At 38.8% G+C, this 20663-nt stretch carries 19 protein-coding genes; 13 read left to right on the top strand and 6 right to left on the bottom strand.

All coding sequences use genetic code 11. The annotated features are described in order from the left end of the window. Positions 1 to 52: 52 nt before the first annotated feature. Both Q2T41_RS04650 and Q2T41_RS04645 read right to left on the bottom strand, forming a co-directional pair. Positions 53 to 1216, bottom strand: a complete 1164-nt coding sequence (locus Q2T41_RS04650) for a T9SS type B sorting domain-containing protein (RefSeq protein ID WP_304435125.1) — start codon at positions 1214 to 1216, stop codon at positions 53 to 55. Next, a complete protein-coding gene (locus Q2T41_RS04645; RefSeq protein ID WP_304435124.1) occupies positions 1216 to 4923 on the bottom strand; it encodes a phage tail-like protein in 3708 nt (1235 codons plus the stop codon). The genes Q2T41_RS04650 and Q2T41_RS04645 overlap by 1 nt, the downstream gene beginning before the upstream one ends. A 289-nt stretch (positions 4924 to 5212) precedes the next feature. On the opposite strand from Q2T41_RS04645, the gene Q2T41_RS04640 reads away from it, so the two are divergent. The 6 genes from Q2T41_RS04640 (at position 5213) to Q2T41_RS04615 (ending at position 10638) form a co-directional block, all read left to right on the top strand. Next, complete coding sequence (locus Q2T41_RS04640; protein WP_304435123.1) at positions 5213 to 5956, top strand: BamP family beta-assembly machinery protein; 744 nt, start codon at positions 5213 to 5215, stop codon at positions 5954 to 5956. Continuing rightward, positions 5946 to 6719 carry a BamP family beta-assembly machinery protein gene (locus Q2T41_RS04635; RefSeq protein WP_304435122.1) on the top strand — a complete coding sequence of 258 codons (774 nt, stop codon included), beginning with the start codon at positions 5946 to 5948 and terminating at the stop codon, positions 6717 to 6719. Before Q2T41_RS04640 ends, Q2T41_RS04635 begins: the two co-directional genes overlap by 11 nt. A 51-nt stretch (positions 6720 to 6770) precedes the next feature. Further along, the gene (locus Q2T41_RS04630) at positions 6771 to 7277 is read left to right on the top strand and encodes a DUF6702 family protein (RefSeq protein ID WP_304435121.1); all 507 of its coding nucleotides are present in this window, start codon (positions 6771 to 6773) and stop codon (positions 7275 to 7277) included. Between the two features lie 60 nt (positions 7278 to 7337). Then, positions 7338 to 9650: a M1 family metallopeptidase gene (locus tag Q2T41_RS04625; protein WP_304435120.1), complete on the top strand. Its 2313-nt coding sequence runs from the start codon at positions 7338 to 7340 to the stop codon at positions 9648 to 9650. Positions 9651 to 9731: 81 nt separating this feature from the next. Further along, entirely contained in the window at positions 9732 to 10070 is a 339-nt protein-coding gene (locus tag Q2T41_RS04620) for a Sec-independent protein translocase subunit TatA/TatB (RefSeq protein WP_379920950.1), read from the top strand. Positions 10071 to 10077: 7 nt separating this feature from the next. Next, positions 10078 to 10638, top strand: a complete 561-nt coding sequence (locus Q2T41_RS04615) for a phosphatase PAP2 family protein (protein WP_304435119.1) — start codon at positions 10078 to 10080, stop codon at positions 10636 to 10638. On the opposite strand, the gene Q2T41_RS04610 is transcribed toward Q2T41_RS04615, so the two are convergent. Beyond that, on the bottom strand, positions 10616 to 11257 hold the full coding sequence (locus tag Q2T41_RS04610) for an O-methyltransferase (RefSeq protein WP_304435118.1): 642 nt from the start codon (positions 11255 to 11257) through the stop codon (positions 10616 to 10618). The genes Q2T41_RS04615 and Q2T41_RS04610 overlap by 23 nt on opposite strands. A gap of 69 nt (positions 11258 to 11326) precedes the next feature. On the opposite strand from Q2T41_RS04610, the gene Q2T41_RS04605 reads away from it, so the two are divergent. From Q2T41_RS04605 to Q2T41_RS04595, 3 genes are all read left to right on the top strand, one after another. Then, positions 11327 to 11791: a GNAT family N-acetyltransferase gene (locus Q2T41_RS04605; protein WP_304435117.1), complete on the top strand. Its 465-nt coding sequence runs from the start codon at positions 11327 to 11329 to the stop codon at positions 11789 to 11791. Positions 11792 to 11855: 64 nt separating this feature from the next. Then, positions 11856 to 13124, top strand: a complete 1269-nt coding sequence (gene kynU / locus Q2T41_RS04600) for a kynureninase (protein WP_304435116.1) — start codon at positions 11856 to 11858, stop codon at positions 13122 to 13124. 55 nt (positions 13125 to 13179) lie between these two features. Further along, on the top strand, positions 13180 to 14328 hold the full coding sequence (locus Q2T41_RS04595) for an MFS transporter (protein ID WP_304435115.1): 1149 nt from the start codon (positions 13180 to 13182) through the stop codon (positions 14326 to 14328). Between the two features lies 1 nt (position 14329). Here Q2T41_RS04595 and Q2T41_RS04590 read toward each other — a convergent pair whose 3' ends face one another. After that, entirely contained in the window at positions 14330 to 15496 is a 1167-nt protein-coding gene (locus Q2T41_RS04590; protein ID WP_304435114.1) for a peptidase associated/transthyretin-like domain-containing protein, read from the bottom strand. 41 nt (positions 15497 to 15537) lie between these two features. Next, on the bottom strand, positions 15538 to 16221 hold the full coding sequence (locus tag Q2T41_RS04585) for a hypothetical protein (RefSeq protein WP_304435113.1): 684 nt from the start codon (positions 16219 to 16221) through the stop codon (positions 15538 to 15540). A gap of 78 nt (positions 16222 to 16299) precedes the next feature. Between Q2T41_RS04585 and Q2T41_RS04580 the strand changes: the two genes are divergently transcribed. The 4 genes from Q2T41_RS04580 (at position 16300) to Q2T41_RS04565 (ending at position 18636) form a co-directional block, all read left to right on the top strand. Continuing rightward, on the top strand, positions 16300 to 16926 hold the full coding sequence (locus Q2T41_RS04580) for an RNA polymerase sigma factor (protein WP_089263346.1): 627 nt from the start codon (positions 16300 to 16302) through the stop codon (positions 16924 to 16926). Further along, positions 16926 to 17108, top strand: coding sequence for a hypothetical protein (locus Q2T41_RS04575; protein WP_089263344.1), 183 nt, complete (start codon positions 16926 to 16928; stop codon positions 17106 to 17108). Before Q2T41_RS04580 ends, Q2T41_RS04575 begins: the two co-directional genes overlap by 1 nt. A 30-nt stretch (positions 17109 to 17138) precedes the next feature. Next, positions 17139 to 17978, top strand: a complete 840-nt coding sequence (locus tag Q2T41_RS04570; RefSeq protein WP_144801697.1) for a mechanosensitive ion channel family protein — start codon at positions 17139 to 17141, stop codon at positions 17976 to 17978. A gap of 109 nt (positions 17979 to 18087) precedes the next feature. After that, the gene (locus Q2T41_RS04565) at positions 18088 to 18636 is read left to right on the top strand and encodes a ClpP family protease (protein WP_089263340.1); all 549 of its coding nucleotides are present in this window, start codon (positions 18088 to 18090) and stop codon (positions 18634 to 18636) included. A gap of 78 nt (positions 18637 to 18714) precedes the next feature. Here the strand turns inward: Q2T41_RS04565 and Q2T41_RS04560 are convergent, their stop codons facing one another. Beyond that, positions 18715 to 20661 (bottom strand): OmpA family protein, encoded by a 1947-nt coding sequence (locus tag Q2T41_RS04560; protein ID WP_304435111.1) that lies wholly within the window; start codon positions 20659 to 20661, stop codon positions 18715 to 18717. Positions 20662 to 20663 lie beyond the last annotated feature (2 nt).

Raw genomic sequence — 20663 nt, 5'->3', positions numbered from 1 at the left:
CAATTTTAACGCAAAAATGGTCATAGAAAATACCATGAGTATTTTATTTCAACTATCGGGCCAAATACAAAAAGCCTTGGTAGTTCAATTCTTCGTCGATGAGGGCAATGGTATAAAAATAAACACCTGCAGGTAATCCTTTCTCGGCGTTTAGGGGAATATTGTTCAAATTAGAAAATCCAATAAATTCATTGGTATAGTTCTCTAATTCAAAAACCTTGAGCCCGTAACGGTCATATATTTGAACTAAATTATTTCCTTTATCCATAATTTCCGGGATAAAAAAAGTGTCGTTTATACCGTCTCCATTTGCGGAAACAATATAGTTGTCCAATGTCAAGACCTCCTTCGATAAAGGTTCATACGGAATTTTGGAAACCCCAAGGGTTAAAATTTCATAATCATCAGGAATAAATTCCTCTGTACTTACAATACCTTCGTTTACGGTACCGGTGGCGGCACTGCCTGCTAAATTTACCCACCTTCCTGAAAACTTGCTGTAGCCTACGGGGATGATCTTAGTAACATCGTCCGTGAGGTCTTGCAAGCCACTGCGGGTATTGTATGTAAGGGAAACAGTACTGGGTACGTTACCTTCCAGACGCCAAAACTCCTGATTGCTGACCAATTCGATATCCAATGCCGTATTTAGCGTATTATATGTGCCGGGGAATGAGTTTGGATTGTTGGCATCCTCATAAAAATATGCGCATTTTGCAAAAAGATTTATACTGGTTGATCTTATGATTAACGGACGTAGAAAAGTCCTGTCACCTATAGGAAAAATAAATTCCTGTTTATTGGTAATGGCAGCATACCCTTCAACTTTAGATAGGTCGTTTTCTCCCGTATAGAAGGAATCATCCAAAAAGGTATAAAAAATTTCAGGTTGGGTCAACGGTGTACGGACATTGCCCAGAATAAAATTGGTATTGTTGCTATTATTGACCCCTAGGGCCAACAATAGGTCGTTCTCCAATGCAATTTCCATATCATGGAATTGCGGCGTAAATTCTCCGGAAACCATTAAAGGTGCTGTGCCGTAAAAACCGGTCAATCCCAAGTTGCCGTCCATAGGTGAGGCATTGATAAGGTTGGTGTGAAAACCCAAGGAACCCCCTTCGTGAATACGTAAATTGCCATTATTGTATAGGGCAGTTTGGGCAGAAACGCATAAGCCGATCAGGAAAAAAATAAGTAGATGTAGCTTGTTCATTATTCCTTTGTTTTTTCTAACATCAATTGTTTAATTTCCTCCATTTGCGCTTTAAGGAGTTCTATTTGGTTGGCCATATCCTTATTGGTCGTTTCCAAGGCCTTAATTTTCTTTTCCTGCTCAATGGTATGTAAAAATAACTCTTCTATTTTTTCTAGGTTGGTTAAGGTAGTTTTATTGATGATAATTCCCCCTTGTTTTTCAATATCAAGATAAGAGGGTACGTTGGGTAAATGGTGATTTGCCTTTATGAAATTCTCCACTTCTAACAAGCTTGGCATATCATAGTCAGGTTTTAAATTGCTATTACCTAAGAAATATTTTTGGAAAACATAATCTGGAACCGTTGTGACTGTACCATTAACTAATACATTTCCGTCGAATCTTGAATCACCGACTACATGTAATCTTGCAGATGGAGTTGCAGTGCCGATGCCCACATTTTGACCAGGGTCTATTACCATAGCTTCATCGCCATTAGTTGAAAATCTTAGATGATCAACTAGATTTCCTCTATAAATTCCAGTATCAGAATCATTATAAAAACCTAATGATGGTTGTCCAGAAGTGCCATTAGAAGCTCCAAAACCATTTCTAGCTCTAATTTGCCCGTCAACATCTAACTTGTCTTGAGGAGTAATATTTCCTATTCCAACATAACTATTTATTCCGGCAAAAGAAAGTGTGCTATTTGTAATGTCGAAGGTTAAGTCATTCTCATTTAAATCATATGTTCGATCTTGCCCTGCGGTTTGAGTTAAATTGGTTGTTGAAAGGTTATTTCCTGATGGTGGTGCCCAAACTACGTCGCCAGCTGCATTTGTTGTCAGTACCTGTCCGTTAGTACCCTCGGCTATTTTGGCTGGAGTTACCGAATTTGTGGCAATTTCGGCGGTACCGATTCCCAAAGGCGCAACGTCGAGGGTCAATGGGTCGGCGGCCGTACCCGCGCCTGTAAGTAGGAGCGTTCCGTCTGCAACCGCGGAGATTTCGTTCCCTACGATACCGTCAACTTCGGTGACCGTTGCGGAGATGTCGCTTTCGTCGATTAGAACCCAATCCGTTCCGTCGAATTGGAGTAGCTGGTCGGCAGCGGTACCATCGGCTATTTTGGCTGGAGTTACCGAATTTGCGGCAATTTCGGCGGTACCGATTCCCAAAGGCGCAACGTCGAGGGTCAATGGGTCGGCGGCCGTACCCGCGCCTGTAAGTAGGAGCGTTCCGTCTGCAACCGCGGAGATTTCGTTCCCTACGATACCGTCAACTTCGGTGACCGTTGCGGAGATGTCGCTTTCGTCGATTAGGACCCAATTCGTTCCGTCGAATTGGAGTAGCTGGTTGGCAGCGGTACCCTCGGCTATTTTGGCTGGAGTTACCGAATTTGCGGCAATTTCGGCGGTACCGATTCCCAAAGGCGCAACGTCGAGGGTCAATGGGTCGGCGGCCGTACCCGCGCCTGTAAGTAGGAGCGTTCCGTCTGCAACCGCGGAGATTTCGTTCCCTACGATACCGTCAACTTCGGTGACCGTTGCGGAGATGTCGCTTTCGTCGATTAAGACCCAATCCGTTCCGTCGAACTGGAGTAGCTGGTCGGCAGCGGTACCCTCGGCTATTTTGGCTGGAGTTACCGAATTTGCGGCAATTTCGGCGGTACCGATTCCCAAAGGCGCAACGTCGAGGGTCAATGGGTCGGCGGCCGTACCCGCGCCTGTAAGTAGGAGCGTTCCGTCTGCAACCGCGGAGATTTCGTTCCCTACGATACCGTCAACTTCGGTGACCGTTGCGGAGATGTCGCTTTCATCGATTAGGACCCAATCCGTGCCGTCGAACTGGAGTAGCTGGTCGGCAGCGGTACCTGGCGCTAGTTTTTCTGTTGTTACGGAATTTTCAGCTAGTTCAGTATCTGAGATTGCTAATGGCGAAATGCTTAAAACTCCAGTATTGGAAATAGTTGCATCTCCGCTAATAGTTACTTCATTAGGTAAGTTTGCGTTATTGCCTATTAACATGGTGCCACTCGCCAATGTTGGTATACCCGTACCATCTGTTAGATCATTTGCCACGGTCCAAGCACCCGCACCTGCATTTAAGGATTGGTCCCATTTAATAATTTGTCCGTTCGTTGCGCCATTTTGATTTAAATTTTCCAAAACAATGGTTTCATCCGCAATATTTGCACCTTCCACTACCTTGTTCAATAGGGTCAACGTACCATTATTGCTTAAACTGGCAGCTCCTTGTACTACAGTCGGTGTTGCTGTATTTAAATCGTTACCTATAAAAATATGACCATTGTCCAATGCGTTGGTTCCCGATCCGGCGGGAGCCCAAGTAACCACACCTGCCGTATTGGTGATCAACATTTGGTTTGCCGTGGGAGTAGGTGTTAGGGGCTCTATGTTGGCCGGGGTAATTACCCCGTCCTTAATGGTCAATTCCCCAATATTGTTCATAGTGGCATCTCCATCTATGGAAACCTCCGTAGGTTCATTGGTAGCATTGCCCACCAAGATAAATCCGTTGTTCAAGGAAGTAATGCCACCTCCTGCCAAACCACTAAGGTTCACTTGATTGCCCGGTGTGCCTGGCGTGGTCAACGTTAGGGTATTGGTAGCGTTGTCAAAGGCCAGGTCCTGTAATTCGTTCCTGACGTCCCCATCTACTTCTGCTGCACCGGCGGGTAAGGTAATGTCATTGCCCCCGGTTATGGAAAGTACATTGCCGTTAATGCTCAAGATCTGTTCGTCCGTATTGTCCAAATAGGTGGTGAGGTCTATTGGAGCGCCACCAGCTTCAAGGGTTAAAATATTGTTGTTTAGGGTAAGTTCTTGGTCATCTGAACCTATAACTGCCTCTAGATTTACCGATCCCCCGTTGGGCGTAGCAGATTTGCTAATGCTTAGGGTATTGGTCAGTTTATCAAAGGACAGGTCTACAAGTTCATTGGTGTCATCCGTATCTTCGTCCGCTACGATATGGTCCGCGATCAAGGTGGTGTTGTTGGAGATATTAAGCTGTATACCTTCCGATAATTCCAGCCTATTTTCCAGTGTGCCGTCACCGGTAATGGTAAATTCGTCCGCAATGGCACCTTTTAGGGCATCTGCCTCTTGCCAAACCACGATTCCGTTTTCATCGGTAATCAAAATATGTCCCGGAGTATGTTCCGCTATGTTCACCGCTTGTATACTACGTTCCTTTAGCTCTACGGAACCCACGGCATTTTCCCTAATTTCACTTGAGCCTACGGAATTTTCGGCCAATTTATCTTGTGTAATGGAGTTATCGGCAATATCTACGGCCCCAATACCTCCATCTACGATATTGTTTCCTAAAATACTGTTCTTGGCCACTTCCAGGTTATAGCCCGCATTGCTCTGGGTAATGGCAATAGTGCTTCTATTATTTATTATGGGGTCGTTTGTGATATTGAAATCGACCGCATCACATAGATTGATCCAAGCAACACCGTCATAATAGTAAATACATTCGGCATCCGTATTGTACACGATTCCACCCCGCTGTGGTAAAATGGCATCCATCTCTGCGGTGGTAACACGTGTAATGACCAATACTTTAGAGGAACTTTCCAGTTCCAGTACAGAGGCCGGGTCAATATTTTGTGGGTTGTCTCCAATTTTTATTTGTCCTGTAACCGTTGGTACGGTGAACAATGCAATCAGAAAAAAGAATATTATGGCTTTCATACTAAGCGTTTTAGGGCAAAAAATAGTGGGTAACAAAAATAGAATTATCTATTAATTATGCTTTATTTATAGGTTGAAATATTATACATATAGGTTCAATTACATGGAAGTTCGGCAAAAGGTATTGTTATTGCCTTGATATCATGAAAAATAGGCGGTTTAGAAGCTTCATAGGTCCAAGAAATTAACAAAAGTTTATTGGCGGCTTTTTTTTTATGATGCTTACATATCTTTTCTTTATATTTTAAATTCCTTAGAAAAAGGTATCAGATTTTTTAAACACAAATAAATGACCAAAAAACTACTTTTTATATTCGCAATTTTCACTGTGGCAACGGTATGTGCACAAGATATGGACAGGCGACCATTGCTAGGGTCCGTTATTTACATGAGCCAAGGCGTACCCAATGAAAATGTAATAAACACTACCTCGGAAAGAGCAACAATTACCAATGATCAAGGACAATTTAAAATTGATGTTAAGGTAGGGGATGAACTGGTATTTACGGCCATTAACTACAATATAAAAGTAGTAACCATTACCGAAGATATATTGGAGAACAATAGGTTGGTCGTAGAGGTAAATGAAAAAGTGACCGAATTGGATGAAGTGGTCATTACTCCAGAACAGCAAGAGCGTTTTTTAAAGCTAAAGAATGAAGAATTCAAGGAATATGAATATGAAATTGATCGTAGTACGGAAGTTGAGAACATTGCCCTTTCCCAATCTGAAAGGGGACTACAGAATGGATTGAACTTTGTCAATATTTTCCGGGCAATTTTTAAATCACAAAGCGAGAAGGAGGAGATAGGTCCTAAGCTAAAGGTCAGTGAGGTATTACGCCAAGTGTATGATGATACGTTCTTTGTGGTAGACCTGCAGATACCACAAGATAGAATCAATGAATTTTTAATCTACTGTGATACCAGAATGCCAGCGCAATCGCTCTTAAAGAAAGAGAATGAATTTCAGTTGATAGATGCCCTGGTAACGAACAGTAAAACATTTCTCAAGGAAATAGATGAGGAGTAATCTCCTAATTTTTTTATTTTTTTTTACGCTAACGGCCGTCGCCCAAACGGATGGCTCCAAACAGTTGGAAGGTAGGGTGTACAGTGATGATGGCGATGTTGCCGCTACACATGTTTTGAACTTGACCACCCAGCGTGCAACCATAACGGATAACAATGGTTTTTTTTCCATTCCCGTACATATCATGGATACGTTAGAATTTTCGGCCATACAGTATAAAAAGAAAATTGTAGTGGTTACGCCATCGATCATGGCAAGTAAAATGATTACCATAGGACTGGAAGATGCGTTGACAGAATTGGACGAAGTTACCGTAACCCCTTACAACCTTAGTGGTGATTTAAGTAAGGATATAATGACCCTTACCATTGATCCGGTAGTTACCGCCTCTACTTTAGGCCTGCCCAATGCATATGTACGTATTCCTACCAAAGCGGAGCGTGAACTACAAGCTGCTACCGCAAACCCTATAATGAGCTTTGATCCGCTTATCAATGCCATTACCGGGCGAACCAAAATGCTTAAACAACGGGTTGCAAGAAACAAACTATATGAAAGAACCCAAAGGGTCCGTGATTTTTTTACGGATGGGGAATATGTGGAAATCTTACGCATACCTATGGAAAAAATAGATGATTTTCTCTATTATTGCGAAGTGGATTACCGTTTTCAAGAGGTGGTAGACACACATGACCGTATTGCGCTTTGGGAGTACTTAAGACAAAAAAGTATCCTTTATAGAAAGAACAATGCATTAGATTAGCATTTTGCAATTTGGCATATACTTTGCAAAGGGTCACATAAATAATTGAACATGAAATTTCTTAAAATTGGTTTGCTCACCCTGTTGTTGCCTTTTTTTGCCTTTACAGGTGTACATAAATTTTATATCAGTGTTACTAATGTAGATTATTCAGAAAAGGACCGGTCCGTACAGATCATAACACGCATATTTATAGATGACATGAATAGTGTCATCAATGAACGTTACGGCATACCTGCAAAATTGGGTACCGATCGTGAGTCTTCCATGGATCGTGAATATCTTGAAAAATATTTGCGCACCAAATTTGTGGTCGAAATAAATGGGGAAACGGTTACCTATAATTTTATTGGTAAAAAGTACGATACGGATATGGTAATCTGTTACTTGGAAGTACCCAATATACAACGCGATGAATTAAAACAGATCGGAATAACGAACGAGGTACTTACGGACCTCTTTGATGACCAGCAAAATGTTGTTCATATTAAGGTGGATAATAAAAAAAAGAGCCACGTACTCATTAAATCGCATACTAAAGGAATGTTAAACTTGTAACATAACATTAAGAAATCCTTTTAAAAACTTTATTTTTCGAACACTAAAAACAAACTCAAAATGATAAGAATAAAGTACGCATTTGCCTCTATTTTATTCCTTTTTACAGCGGTATCCTTTGCACAGGAACCGGCAAGCAATGAAAAGGAACCTGGACATTACAACCAAAGTAAGTTCAAACAACTTTATGAAGAATTTGCAACCCCAAACACATATAGGTCCGCATCTGGGGCGCCTGGGCCTGATTATTATCAGCAACAGGCAGATTATAAAATGGATATTAGGTTAGATGACAAGAACGCCAAGATTTATGGAGAGGAAACCATAACCTATACCAACAATTCCCCAGATCAACTTGAATACTTATGGGTGCAATTGGACCAGAACATAAGGACCAAGGACTCTAAGGCTTTATTGAAAAATGGTAGTGGAGTGCCTATTGCAGATGAGGCAAAAACATTTGTAGGTAAATATATGACCGAGGCTTTTGATGGAGGTTTTGTCATTGAACATGTTAAGGACGATTCTGGTAAGGCATTGCCTTATACCATTAATTTTACCATGATGAGGGTTGATTTGCCCACTCCGTTAAAAAGTGGGGAAAAGTTCTCCTTTAATGTTAAATGGAATTATAATATTCCAGATCATACCGTAAATAGGGCAAGGTCTGGCTATGAATATTTTGCTGAAGATGGAAACAGGGCCTATGTTATAGCACAGTTTTTTCCTAGAATGGCGGTTTACAATGATGTAGAAGGATGGCAAAACCATCAATTTTGGGGCAATGGAGAATTTGCATTGCCATTTGGCAATTATGAAGTAAACATTACCGTACCGGCAGACCATATATTGGACGGCACAGGAGTTCTTCAGAATAGAAAGGAAGTATATACCAAGGAAATGATGAAACGGTATGAGCAGGCCAAGAAATCTTATGATAAACCTGTATTGATCGTTACCCAAGCAGAAGCGGAAGCAGCTGAAAAAGGTTTTTCCGACAAAACAAAGACCTGGAAGCTAAAGGCTGAAAATGTACGTGATTTTGGCTTCGCTACTTCCAGAAAATTCATTTGGGACATGCAGGCCGTTAAAATGGGCGATAGGGATGTAATGGCCGTTTCGATGTATCCAAAGGAAGGCAACCCGTTATGGGAAGAATATTCCACAAAGGCGGTGGCACATACCTTAAGGTCGTATTCATCTCATACCTTTGAATATCCTTATCCAAAAGCAATATCCGTTCATGCCAAGAATCAGGGAATGGAATATCCTATGATTTGCTGGAACTATGGTAGACCCAATGCGGACGGTAGTTATTCCGATAGGACAAAATATGGTATGATCAGTGTAATTATCCATGAAGTAGGCCATAATTTCTTTCCTATGATCGTAAATTCAGATGAACGTCAGTGGGGCTGGATGGATGAAGGTCTGGATACCTTTATGCAATATATGGCAGAACAGGAATTTGGAGAATTGTATCCGGAAGCTATTGCGCCAAATGAGAAATACCCATCAAGAAGAGGTGATCCCGCCAAGATCGTTCCATATATGAGCGGCGATCAGAGTACAATTTCCCCGATTATGTCAAATCCTGAAAATGTATTTCAACTAGGCCCAAATGCCTATGGTAAACCGGCTACTGCTTTGAATATCTTAAGAGAGACCGTTATGGGTCGTGAGCTTTTTGACCATGCATTCAAGACCTATTCGCAGCGATGGAAATTTAAACATCCTACTCCAGAAGATTTCTTCAGGACCATGGAAGATGCCTCTGCGGTAGACTTGGATTGGTATTGGAGAGGTTGGTTCTATACTACGGATTATGTGGATATGGGCGTTAAGAACATCAAAAAATATTATGTGAGCGATAAGCCAAACAAGAAAATGCAGGCTTATTTGTCTGAACGTGGTATGACAGAGGCGGATCTTAGACCACTTGTGTATTTGGAAGAGTTTGACGATGCAAGTATCGTTGCACCGGAATTGAAGAACAACTTGCCTTCAGAGACTTCCCAGACCCTTAAGGAATATATGATGGACAACATGACCGCTGCGGAAAGGGCGGCCGTTAAAGAGCCAAAATATTTTTATGAGATTACCTATAATAGTCCCGGTGGTTTGCCTATGCCGTTGATCGTTGAATATACCTACGCGGATGGGACTACTAAAAATGTCACCTATCCTCCGGAAATTTGGAGAAAGAACTCCAGTGAGGTAATGATCGTTGTTTCATCTACCTCAGAATTGACCGGCGTGGAAATTGATCCTAAAATGGAAACTGCGGATATTGATACGACCAACAATAGTTGGCCAAGGAAAGAGCAGGAGAGCGATTTTGATCAAATGAAAGAAGGTATCAAAGGAGATTAGGACGAAAATATATTTTATAAAAGCCTCGTATAACTACGGGGCTTTTTTAATTTGGATACTAAACTTGTTTATATTTGTAGCATGATTATGATGTACTCATTATTTATTAGCGGCGCGGAAATTTTCTTCATTATGTTCATAGTGGTGATGGTTTTTGGGGCGGACAAAATTCCGGGCATTGCCAAGGGATTGGGAAAAGGTATGCGTCAATTAAAAGATGCCACCGAGGATATTAAGCAAGAGATACAAAAAAGTGCGGATAAACAGGGGATAGATACCAGTTTCGTTAAGGATATTAAAAAAGATATCGATGATATGAAGAAGGATATAGACTCTGGTTTGGCCAAGGACGTTAAAAAACAAATAAGCGACGTAGGCAAGAATATAAGTGATGTTACAGGTAGTATAAAGAGAAAGTAAACCCATAATGTTAGATAGTATTCTACAATGGGATCGTGATGCTTTTATCTATCTAAACAACCTTGGGGAGCAACCCTATGATTTTTTCTGGTCAACCGTTACCAAATACCCTCCATGGATTCCCTTGTTTTTAGGGATTTTGATTTTATTTTTTATTAAATATCCCAAAAGGGAAGCCTTTACCTTGATCGTTACCTTGTTGGTCATGGTTTTTTTTGTTGAAACACTTACCAATTTGGTTAAGCAGATTGTAGCTAGGCCTAGACCCAATAATGATGAGGATTTAAAAATGATGATCAGGATTGTAAAAAATCCGTCCAGTTATAGTTTTTTTTCAGCCCATGCCGCTATTTCTTTTTCCATCATGGCCTTTGTGACTTTTTGTCTACGAAAATATGTGTCATGGGTGGTACTAGGTTTTATTTGGCCCGTATTGTTCATAATGAGTAGAATTTATCTAGGGGTACATTACCCATTAGATCTCTTGGCCGGAGCACTGTTTGGAGCACTATCCGCTTATTTCTTTTATAGGGTATACCACAAGCTTATTTCACCCTACTTAAAGTAAGTCCGTCCCTAATGGGTAATAGTACGGTATCCAATAAAGGATGCTCGCTCAACTTTTTATTATAGTTTAATAAAACCTTGGTCGCCTTATCCTTTGGGTCCAATGGTTCCACTACTTTACCGGACCAAAGAACATTGTCCGAAAGAATGACGGAACCAGATGTGGTTTTTGGTAATACCGCTTCTAGATAATGATCGTATTGTTTTTTTTCCGCATCAATGAAGACGAGGTCAAAGGTTTGGTCCATTTGTGGAATAATATCCAAGGCATTGCCTATATGCTGTACAATTTGGGGTCCATAACCACTTAGGTCAAAATACTTACGCTGAATGCGTTTCAATTCTGCATTGACATCTATGGTATGCAAAATGCCGTCATTGGGCAGACCTTCTGCTAGACAAAGGGCGGAATATCCGGTATAGGTACCTATTTCAAGAATTGTTCGTGGTCTAATTATCTTGGAGAGCAAGCTTAATACACGGCCTTGAAAATGACCCGTAAGCATTCTGGGCTGTATGACTTTTAAATGGGTTTCACGCGTGAGCTCCTGTAGTAACTTAGGCTCCTCTTGGGAATTATCCGCTAAGTATGATTCTAAAAGTGGCGACAGAAAATGCATATGTTTCTTTTTGCAAAAATAGCGTATTAAGCCTTAATTTAATGGTTTGGAATATTTGTTGAAATAGCTATGATATTAAAAATTAGAGAAGCTAACCTAGATGATCTGGTAGTTTTAAGGGAATATGAGCAGGAAGTCATTAAGGCAGAACGGCCAATGGACCCCACAATTAAAAATGAAAAGGTTACCTATTATGATTTGGAGGCACTTATGTCCAATCCACGTGCTATTATAATAGTAGCTTGTGACCAAGAGAAAATAGTGGGTACTGGTTATGCACTGGAAAAACCTGCCAGACCCTATTTGGATCATACACATTATGCCTATTTGGGCTTTATGTATACGCATCCATCCTATAGGGGAAAAGGGGTAAACGGTAAGATTATGAACCGTTTAAGTCAGTGGGCTAGTACAAATGGGTTATCTGAATTAAGGTTGACCGTTTATAGTGGTAACCAACCTGCATTACGTGCATATGAAAAAGTTGGCTTCAATAATCACATGATTGAAATGAGATTGCGAACCAAAGAATAATGATAGGTTTTGGTCATGTTAAATTTGTTTATGGGCTTATCTTTACTTTTTTATAAAAATTGATATGGAGTTTAAGAATACATTGGAATTTGCAAAATCATTGGATGCCATTGACCAACTTGGGGTTTACCGGGATGAGTTTATCTTTCCTAAGGTAAATGGTAAGGAGGTCATATATTTTACGGGCAATTCATTGGGTCTGCAACCAAAACGTACACAGGGTTTTATAGATGAGGTCATGAAAGATTGGGCAGAATTGGCCGTAGAAGGTCATTTTTATGCTAAAAAGCCATGGTGGGACTATCACGAGCAACTTGCCGAACCTTTAGCTAAAGTGGTAGGTGCGTTGCCAGAGGAAGTTTCCGTTATGAATACCCTTACGGTAAATCTACACTTGTTAATGGTTTCCTTTTATAGGCCAACTACAAAGCGTTTTAAAATTATCTGTGAGGAAAAAGCGTTTCCCAGTGATCAATACATGTTTCAAAGTCAAGTACGTTTCCATGGCTTAGACCCAAAGGACACCATTATAGAAGTTAAAAAAAGGGAAGGAGAGCATTATTGGCGTACGGAAGATGTTATTCAAAAAATTAATGAGGTGGGCGATGAGCTTGCTTTAGTATTGATTGGCGGAGTAAATTATTATAATGGGCAAGTAATGGATATGAAGGCCATCACCAAAGCTGGAAAAGCTGTAGGTGCTATGGTTGGTTGGGATTTGGCCCATGCTGTAGGAAATGTTAAGCTAAACTTACATGATTGGGAAGTGGATTTTGCCTCTTGGTGCAGTTATAAATATATGAACAGCGGTCCGGGCAATGCATCGGGTATTTTTGTAAACCGAAAATATTTAGGTAAAACGGATATACCTAGATTTGAGGGTTGGTGGGGAACGAAAAAAGAGACCCGATTTTTAATGAAACCTGAGTTTGAACCAATGGAAAATGCAGATGCTTGGCAAATAAGTAATGCTCCGGTATTGTCCATAGCGCCATATTTGGCTTCTTTAACTTTATTTGAGGAAGTGGGTATGGATGCTTTGATAGAAAAAAGAAACAAGATCGTTTCTTATCTAGAGTTTATATTGCATGAAATAGATAAGGAAGTTGATAGTTCTTTTGAAATAATTACACCAAAAGATCGCGGTTGTCAACTATCTGTATTTTTACATGGTCACGGTAAGTCATTATTTAATTATTTAATGGAGAACGGTGTAATTACAGATTGGCGAGAACCTAATGTAATACGATTGGCACCTGCTCCTTTTTATTGTTCTTATGAAGATATGTATCGTTTTGGTCAAATTTTAAAAGCAGGAGTTCTTGCCAATTAAAAGGTAGAAATAGAACCGGAGTATTTCATTTTACTTAACCAACATCCAATTCTAAATGAAATCATTGAGCTTAATATTACGAAATGCGCGCTACTTTGGTCCGTCATGGGTATTTGCAAGTATCAATATTTTATTTGGTACGTGGGCAATATATATTCCTACGGTAAAGGAGAATTTGGGCATTGATAAATCTCAATTGGGCATTGCCATTTTTTTTCTGGCATTGGGTGTATTTTCAATTTTTCCTTTTGCATCTTCAATCATTAATAGGGTAGGTGTTGGTAAAACTACTTTTTATGGAGTGCTGTTTAGCTGTGCGGCAGCTATGTTGCCCTTAATGGCTGCTAATTATTATGTATTAATGGTGGCCCTTTTTCTATTTGGAGCCTCTAATGGTCTTACGGATATATCCATGAACACCTTGGTCACTGAAATAGAGAAAAAGGACAAGGTAAAATTTATGTCAGCTTCTCACGGTTTTTTTAGCTTGGGTGGCGTTTTGGCCGGTATGGGCAGTTTTTTAATAGGTCCGCTATCAAATCCGGTCTTACACATGTTCTTGGCCGTGGGGTTGGTATTGATCGTCAATTTTAGATTTAAAAATCAATTTATTGATGAAACTGCTGAGGAGCTTGTACAGGAACCTTTTAAGTTAGGACTTCTAAAACCCTTGCTTCTGTTGGGTTTTATATCATTTGTGGCCATGGGTAGTGAAGGTGCCATTGTAGATTGGAGCGGACTGTATTTAAAAGAAATAACCCTGGCGCCGGAAACTTTTTGGGGATTAGGCTTTTTAGGTTTTCAAATAACTATGACCCTGGGCAGGTTTTTAGGCGATGGCATAAATGAATCCATTGGTTCAAATAAATTAGTGGCTTTAGGTGCACTCTTAGCTATTTTAGGATATCTTTTGGTCTTAAGTGCGGACACGGTACTTACTATAATTGGGTTTGCCATGAACGGTTTAGGATTTTCGGTCATTGTGCCTGAAGTTTTCAGAATAGGAGGTAATGTAAAGGGTGTAGATTCTTCCAAGGGTATTGCATTTATAGCCGGTTCCGGTTATGCCGGATTTTTGTGTGCACCACCAATTTTAGGATTTTTGGCAGAAAATTATAGTCTTACCAGAAGCTTTGTAGTATTGTTGGCCTGTGGATTTTTAATATTACTTTTTACCTTTTTATTAAAGAAAAAGAACGTTTAGATCAATTCTTGATATTGCTTTTTACTTTAAATTCATTATTGGGGTCCTGTACATTTTCAATGAAGTTGGACATTTCTTCTGTCAATAATAATTGGTTTTGCCCTTTCCAAAAATTTTGGTCATACGGATAATTAATCTTAAACAAATCTTTGGTAGCATTTACATTTTTTTTGACCTCAAAGGACCCTTCATTGTCCGTTGTGGTAAGAATAAATGATACATCATAAAACGATGTATATGAATTCTGGTCATCCGTTATCTCTACCTTTACCTCATATTTTGCATTTGCTAAATAATATTTGTTCGTGTTTGATGATTTGGAAAGTGCCATCTCTTTTTCTATGGTAACCGTTCTAAATCTAGTATCCCCATCCTTATTATAAGGATTGTTTTTATAGCGTATGGTCATGTAAATTCTTTCAATGGCGTTGTTGGTATTGTTTATAATATAATGGCCTTTTACTTCTTCATTGATAAACTCAGGTTTGTTTTGAAAACCAAGCTTGGTCTTACGTTCATTCTCAAAGGTAGATTCGGTTAAATTAAAAGCATCTCCGGTGGCATTAATGGGGGTAAAATTCATGAAAAGCTCATAAAAAGTTTCAAAAATAAAGTAGACTTGATTCTCATCCTTTACCAAGCCTACTTTACGCATATTGGTCAATTCAACCTTAAAATCTTTAGAGTTGGGCACTATATCTTTGGTATATAAAAGTGTTCTCCTTTCCAGTTTTCCCTGTATATCTTGGATTCTGGTAATTTCTCCATTATATCTTAAGACCCCTCTAAGAAAAAATCGCTCCTTGTAAGGGTAAATAGGATAGTTTGATCGTATTGAATCACCAATTTTTTGCCATAATGTTTTTTGGTTGGTTACGGTAACCTCATTTAATTTTAAAACACTTTTGTTGAGGTATACGGTATCACTAACTTTTTGAAAGGTGGTGCGTATTTTATCATAACCTACCAGGTAGATGGTTATGGAGTCTAAAGAAGAGGAAAATTGAAAACGCCCGTCTTCATTGGTAACGGTATGGTCTTCAGTATTGAAAATACCAACAAATTCTAACGGCAAATTATCAACATTATCAACTACTATGGCCTTCAAAGTATTTTGGGAATAACCAAAAATTGAAAATAGGATGAATGTAAAAAATGATACTTTCATGAATTATTGATTTTCGATGAAAATACATCAAACTTTAATCCCTATTGTTTAACCTCAACCCCTGTAAAGTATAGTGAAAAATCTGTATCCGGTCTTTTGTGCATTGTACTTATGTTCAGGCCACTTAATTTCTTATACTCCTCCCAAGTGGTCACCATATTGGGTTCTTTTTGGTTTGCTTTTCTAAATGCCCATTCCTTAATGATATAATCATCGCCAAAATAATAATCATAGGCATCTCCAGGGGTATATCCACCTTCATTTGCATAGACCGTGGTAAGTTTATGCATTTTTTGCTTGCTTATAGGTGCCTCTATTTGCTCTATATGTTCGTATGAAAAATTATTTTGGTCCCATACCAGTTGAAAAGGGGCCAAAAGCCAGAATTTATCGTTTACAAAACCACCATCTGTACTAGCCGTAGTGCTATCAACCGCTTTTCTATTATAGGATATGGTGTCCTGGCGGGTAGTCTTAATGACCATATGGGTTTTGGTGTTCCATGACCATGTGCGCTCAAAGTGAGAGGAATCCCTATCCACGTTAAATGTAAATTTTATATTGGCTATATCTTTCCAGTCCTCATAACCATGCGCATTTGCAACTTTTTCCAAGATTGTTATTTCTTTTGGGGAAGATGCTTCTTTCTCCTGTGTACTACGGTCGGTTTTACAACTAATGGAAAGGACTAGGGAGCAAACGGCAAGGATGAGTATTTTTTTCATTTTTAATACATTTGGTATCAAATATATCAATTACCAAATCTTTAACCTACTTTTATTTTTTGTAAACCTATAGTACCAGTGACGTTTCTTAAAAGACTTTGTTTTATAATTATTGGAAATCAGTTTGGAGACAAATCAACTTCCAATACGGCTTATAGTGATTATTCCGATATTGATTTGGTACGTGAAATTGTTATAAGAAAGGATGCACTTTTGTTTGGGGAACTATATGATCGGTATTCTAAATTAGTATATAACAAATGTCTAGGATTTGCAAGGTCTGATAAAGAGGCGGAGGACCTTACCCAAGATATCTTTCTAATGTTATTTGTTAAATTGGGTTCGTTTAAGGGAACTTCAAAGTTTTCTACCTGGTTGTATTCCTTTACCTATAATTTCTGTGTAAATTATGTCAATAGAAATAAGGAAAGACGAATAAAGGACAACTCGGTCAAATTTGAGACCACACCCGAAGTCCCCATTGAGGTAACCGATGATTTGTTGCTGCAGATGCAGGTAGATAAGCTAAAGAAAGCTTTGGAGAAAATTGCACCCGAAGACAAATCATTGTTACTTTTAAAATACCAGGACGGGGCTTCTATTAAAGAATTGGAAGATGTTTTGGGAATAAAACCAAGTGCTATAAAAATGAGGCTAAAAAGGGCCAAGGCCAAAGTAGTAGAAATGTATAAAACCCTACCTTAATGTTAGAACAAGACAAGAATCCGTTTAAGATTTTAGAGGAGGATATGAAAAATGTCCCCCCGGAATTGCGTAAAAAGGTAATGGACGACATTGCTGCGGCTAAACTTGTCATGGAGCTGACAAACCTGTTTACAGGTAATTTTGCATCGATTATAGAAGGTATGCTCAAAACAAATAAATAATTATTTACACTAGCAGTAAACACATAAAGAATGGATACAGTTGATAAATGGAAAGACCTTACTTTTGAATCGTTAAGCAATATTTTCAGGGATATTGCGGCCGCTTTACCAGGGATATTTGGTGCTTTTATCGTAATGATTTTTGGTTGGTTGATCATTAAGGTCACCACCTTTGTACTAAAACGCATATTCAAGGCAATTAAATTGGACCGGTTTAGTCAAAAAATCAATGATGCCAAATTATTTGGTGATGCAGATTTAAAAGTAGATATCGCTAAACTGCTGGTCACATTTATAAAAGTGCTTTTGTGGTTAGTGTTCATCATCGTGGCATCAGATATCATGGGGCTTACCATCATATCTTCTGAGATAGCCAATTTATTGAGATATCTGCCTATATTATTATCTGCATTGGTCATTTTTATGATTGGATTATACCTGGCTAAAATTATCAAGGAAACAATTATAAAAGTCTTTGATTCTATTGGAATGGGAGGAGGCAAAATATTGGGCAATGTGCTATTTTATCTCATAATTGTATTTGTTAGTATTACCGCCTTGAACCAGGCCGGGGTAGATACTGAAATCGTTACAAACAACTTTACTATTATCTTGGGTGCTTTCCTCTTGGCAATAGCCCTTGCATTAGGTTTGGGGTCGCGGGAAGTAGTTGGAGACTTACTCAGGACATTTTATACCCGAAAAATTTATGAAGTAGGGGACAAGGTAAAAATAGGTAAACTACAAGGGACCGTTATAGGCATAGATAACATATCCATGATTATAAAGACCAAGACCGGCAAAGTTGTTATCCCTATTAAAAAAGTAGTGGAAAAAACGGTTACCGTAGATGAAACCAAAATTGAATAGACCATAAACAAACTTTTTAAAGGTTTTAAGGTAAGAATTGAGTTGGTCTTTGCCGTATTTGTTTACCAATTAATTCCTTAATTTTGTTATTGATAAATAAACTTAAAATATGAGTGCTAAAAAAGGAAAAATTCAGGAAGCCATAGATGAGAAATTGTTGGAAGAAAGAAAGGTGTTCCTATGGGGTATGGTTGATGACGATTCTGCAAAACATGTAATTGATCGGTTGTTATATCTAGATATGCAGAATGATAAGGAAATACAGCTTTATATCAATAGCCCTGGAGGATATGTTACTTCTGGTTTTGCCATGTACGATACTATTAAGTCCCTTAAAAGTCCGGTGTCTACCATCTGTACTGGATTGGCGGCATCAATGGGTTCAATATTACTTTCTGTAGGTAAAAAGGGGAGAAGGTTTATACAGCCCCATGCACAAGTAATGATTCATCAACCAAGTGGAGGAGCAAGAGGACAGGCATCCAATATTGAAATCCAAGCTAGGGAAATAATAAAGACAAAAGAACTTAGTGCCCGTATATTGGCAGATAATTGTGGTCAGGACTATGAAAAGGTATTAAAGGATTTTGACAGGGATTACTGGATGAATGCCGAAGAATCTATTGAATACGGAATAGTGGACGGTATTATGAAATAAGTGAATTTCTTAAGAAAAATTAAAAAGTCCTTTACCAGTGCGGTAAAGGACTTTTTTATGGTTGATCAGTTGTTTGGTTTATTTTGATACGATTCTACCTTTTTTAATCTGTAAAATAGGGAATTCGGTTCGTCTATTCAGTTCAAGTTCCTCTGGCGTGCAATCTTGTTTACTGGTACATTTGTTAATTGGCATACGTTTACCAAAACCTTTATAAGAGACGATCCTATCCTTTGAGACGCCGTTTTCTATAAGATATTCATAAGTAGATTTTGCCCTACTTTCCGATAAGTTGTCATTATAGGTATGACTACCAACAGGATCTGTATGAGATTCCAGTTTAATAATCATATCCGGATATGTTTGGTTCATTACCTTAATAACCTTATCCAATTCTTTGGCGGCATCTGGGCGTATATCACTTTTGTTGAAATCAAAATATATTTTGTTAAGTCCCGCCAATAACTTTAGGTCAAGAACAGGTTCCAAAACAATGTCTTGCCTTAATATTTTCTGAGCCTTTGGAGTTTCTGATGTATTGAAATACAAATTTTTATGAGGGTGTGTTTTTCTAACCGCCTCTATCATATATGTAGTTTTTCTATTTACTGGGAATCTGTAATACCCGTTCTCATCTGTCATAGTCTGTGCAACCATGGTATTGGTAATTTGATCATACAATTTTATCTGCACACTATCCAACATTTGTTCGTTTACACCATCCACAACATACCCTTCTACATCCAATGAAGGGGTAAACTTAAATTTATAGATGTCATCACTACCCATACCACCCTCTCGGTTAGAGCTGATATAACCTTCAAGTCCGTTAGGAAGTCCATAATAAGCAAAATCATCACTGGAACTATTTATAGGGGTGCCTAAGTTAATAATATCGATTACCTTACCATCCTCATCGGAAATTGTAGAGAACACATCCAATTGACCGAAACCAACATGGCCATCTGAACTAAAGAACAATTTTCCTTCCTCATTTATGAACGGAAACATTTCATTTCCTTCAGTATTCACGATCGGACCTGCATTCACCGGTGTCTGTATACCACCGCGTTCATGAATTTCAGCATAATAAATATCTGTACCTCCATAACCGCCCGGACGGTCACTGGTAAAATAAATTCGGGTTCTGGCCTTGTTTACGGAAGGGTGTCCTGTAGAGTAATAATCACTGTTAATTCTCAGGTTACTGTTTTCTACCCATTCTCCATCAATAAATTTGGCGGTATATATTTTTAGATTGATTTCGTTAGATGCTCCGTAACCTTCCTTTTTATCATAGAAATTGTTACGGGTAAAATACATAATCGTATCATTTTTGTAATCCGTAGAAAACGCTACGCTACTTTCATGAAATTTGGTATTTACATTACCTTTTAACCTTTTTGGCATGGACATATCATTATCTTCCTGAACTACAAAAAGATCTAACCAAGGTTCATCGTTCCAACCATAGGTATCTCCGGTAACTTCATCTCGTCTAGATGAACCAAAATATAGATTGCCCTTAAATCTAGAGATTCCAAAATCGCTATCTGTAGAATTAAATGAAACGGGCTCTACTTCATAACGTTGTCTACTGTTAAATACTACAGATGCCAAGTTGCCATCCTTTAAAAAGCGTTTTACCCTAGAATCGTTTTTATTGTATTTTTTATATTTTTTAATCCACTTTTCAGACTCATCCAAATCACCATTTGCATAAAGTGCCATGGCATATTTAAAATAATAATCCGTAGGCAAAGTTGCATTATTGATTACCGCCTTAAAATGGGGTATGGATTTTTTATAGTCTCTAATAAGCAAATAACATTCTGCCAATTGTTGGTGTGCATACTCAGAATTTAAATCTGAATCTATCATTCTCTCATATTCCGGTATTGCCTTGGCATAAGAGAATTTACTAAAGTAATAATCGGCTTTTTTTTGGGAGGCAAATTGTGCAAAGGCAAATTGGCCTACTAAGAAAAGTAGCGTTAATATGGAGTAGGTTTTATACGTTTTCATTG

This window comes from Maribacter confluentis, from assembly GCF_030505015.1.
In the GTDB taxonomy this organism is placed as follows: domain Bacteria; phylum Bacteroidota; class Bacteroidia; order Flavobacteriales; family Flavobacteriaceae; genus Maribacter; species Maribacter sedimenticola.
Note: the sequence above shows the minus strand (reverse complement) of the source record. Positions and strands in the feature narration are given on the sequence as shown.

Coding starts and splice junctions, on each gene's coding strand:
- Q2T41_RS04650 (WP_304435125.1), bottom strand. CDS start 1,216: ATGAACAAGCTACATCTACTTATTTTTTTCCTGATCGGCTTATGCGTT.
- Q2T41_RS04645 (WP_304435124.1), bottom strand. CDS start 4,923: ATGAAAGCCATAATATTCTTTTTTCTGATTGCATTGTTCACCGTACCA.
- Q2T41_RS04640 (WP_304435123.1), top strand. CDS start 5,213: ATGACCAAAAAACTACTTTTTATATTCGCAATTTTCACTGTGGCAACG.
- Q2T41_RS04635 (WP_304435122.1), top strand. CDS start 5,946: ATGAGGAGTAATCTCCTAATTTTTTTATTTTTTTTTACGCTAACGGCC.
- Q2T41_RS04630 (WP_304435121.1), top strand. CDS start 6,771: ATGAAATTTCTTAAAATTGGTTTGCTCACCCTGTTGTTGCCTTTTTTT.
- Q2T41_RS04625 (WP_304435120.1), top strand. CDS start 7,338: ATGATAAGAATAAAGTACGCATTTGCCTCTATTTTATTCCTTTTTACA.
- Q2T41_RS04620 (WP_379920950.1), top strand. CDS start 9,732: ATGATTATGATGTACTCATTATTTATTAGCGGCGCGGAAATTTTCTTC.
- Q2T41_RS04615 (WP_304435119.1), top strand. CDS start 10,078: ATGTTAGATAGTATTCTACAATGGGATCGTGATGCTTTTATCTATCTA.
- Q2T41_RS04610 (WP_304435118.1), bottom strand. CDS start 11,257: ATGCATTTTCTGTCGCCACTTTTAGAATCATACTTAGCGGATAATTCC.
- Q2T41_RS04605 (WP_304435117.1), top strand. CDS start 11,327: ATGATATTAAAAATTAGAGAAGCTAACCTAGATGATCTGGTAGTTTTA.
- kynU (WP_304435116.1), top strand. CDS start 11,856: ATGGAGTTTAAGAATACATTGGAATTTGCAAAATCATTGGATGCCATT.
- Q2T41_RS04595 (WP_304435115.1), top strand. CDS start 13,180: ATGAAATCATTGAGCTTAATATTACGAAATGCGCGCTACTTTGGTCCG.
- Q2T41_RS04590 (WP_304435114.1), bottom strand. CDS start 15,496: ATGAAAGTATCATTTTTTACATTCATCCTATTTTCAATTTTTGGTTAT.
- Q2T41_RS04585 (WP_304435113.1), bottom strand. CDS start 16,221: ATGAAAAAAATACTCATCCTTGCCGTTTGCTCCCTAGTCCTTTCCATT.
- Q2T41_RS04575 (WP_089263344.1), top strand. CDS start 16,926: ATGTTAGAACAAGACAAGAATCCGTTTAAGATTTTAGAGGAGGATATG.
- Q2T41_RS04570 (WP_144801697.1), top strand. CDS start 17,139: ATGGATACAGTTGATAAATGGAAAGACCTTACTTTTGAATCGTTAAGC.
- Q2T41_RS04565 (WP_089263340.1), top strand. CDS start 18,088: ATGAGTGCTAAAAAAGGAAAAATTCAGGAAGCCATAGATGAGAAATTG.
- Q2T41_RS04560 (WP_304435111.1), bottom strand. CDS start 20,661: ATGAAAACGTATAAAACCTACTCCATATTAACGCTACTTTTCTTAGTA.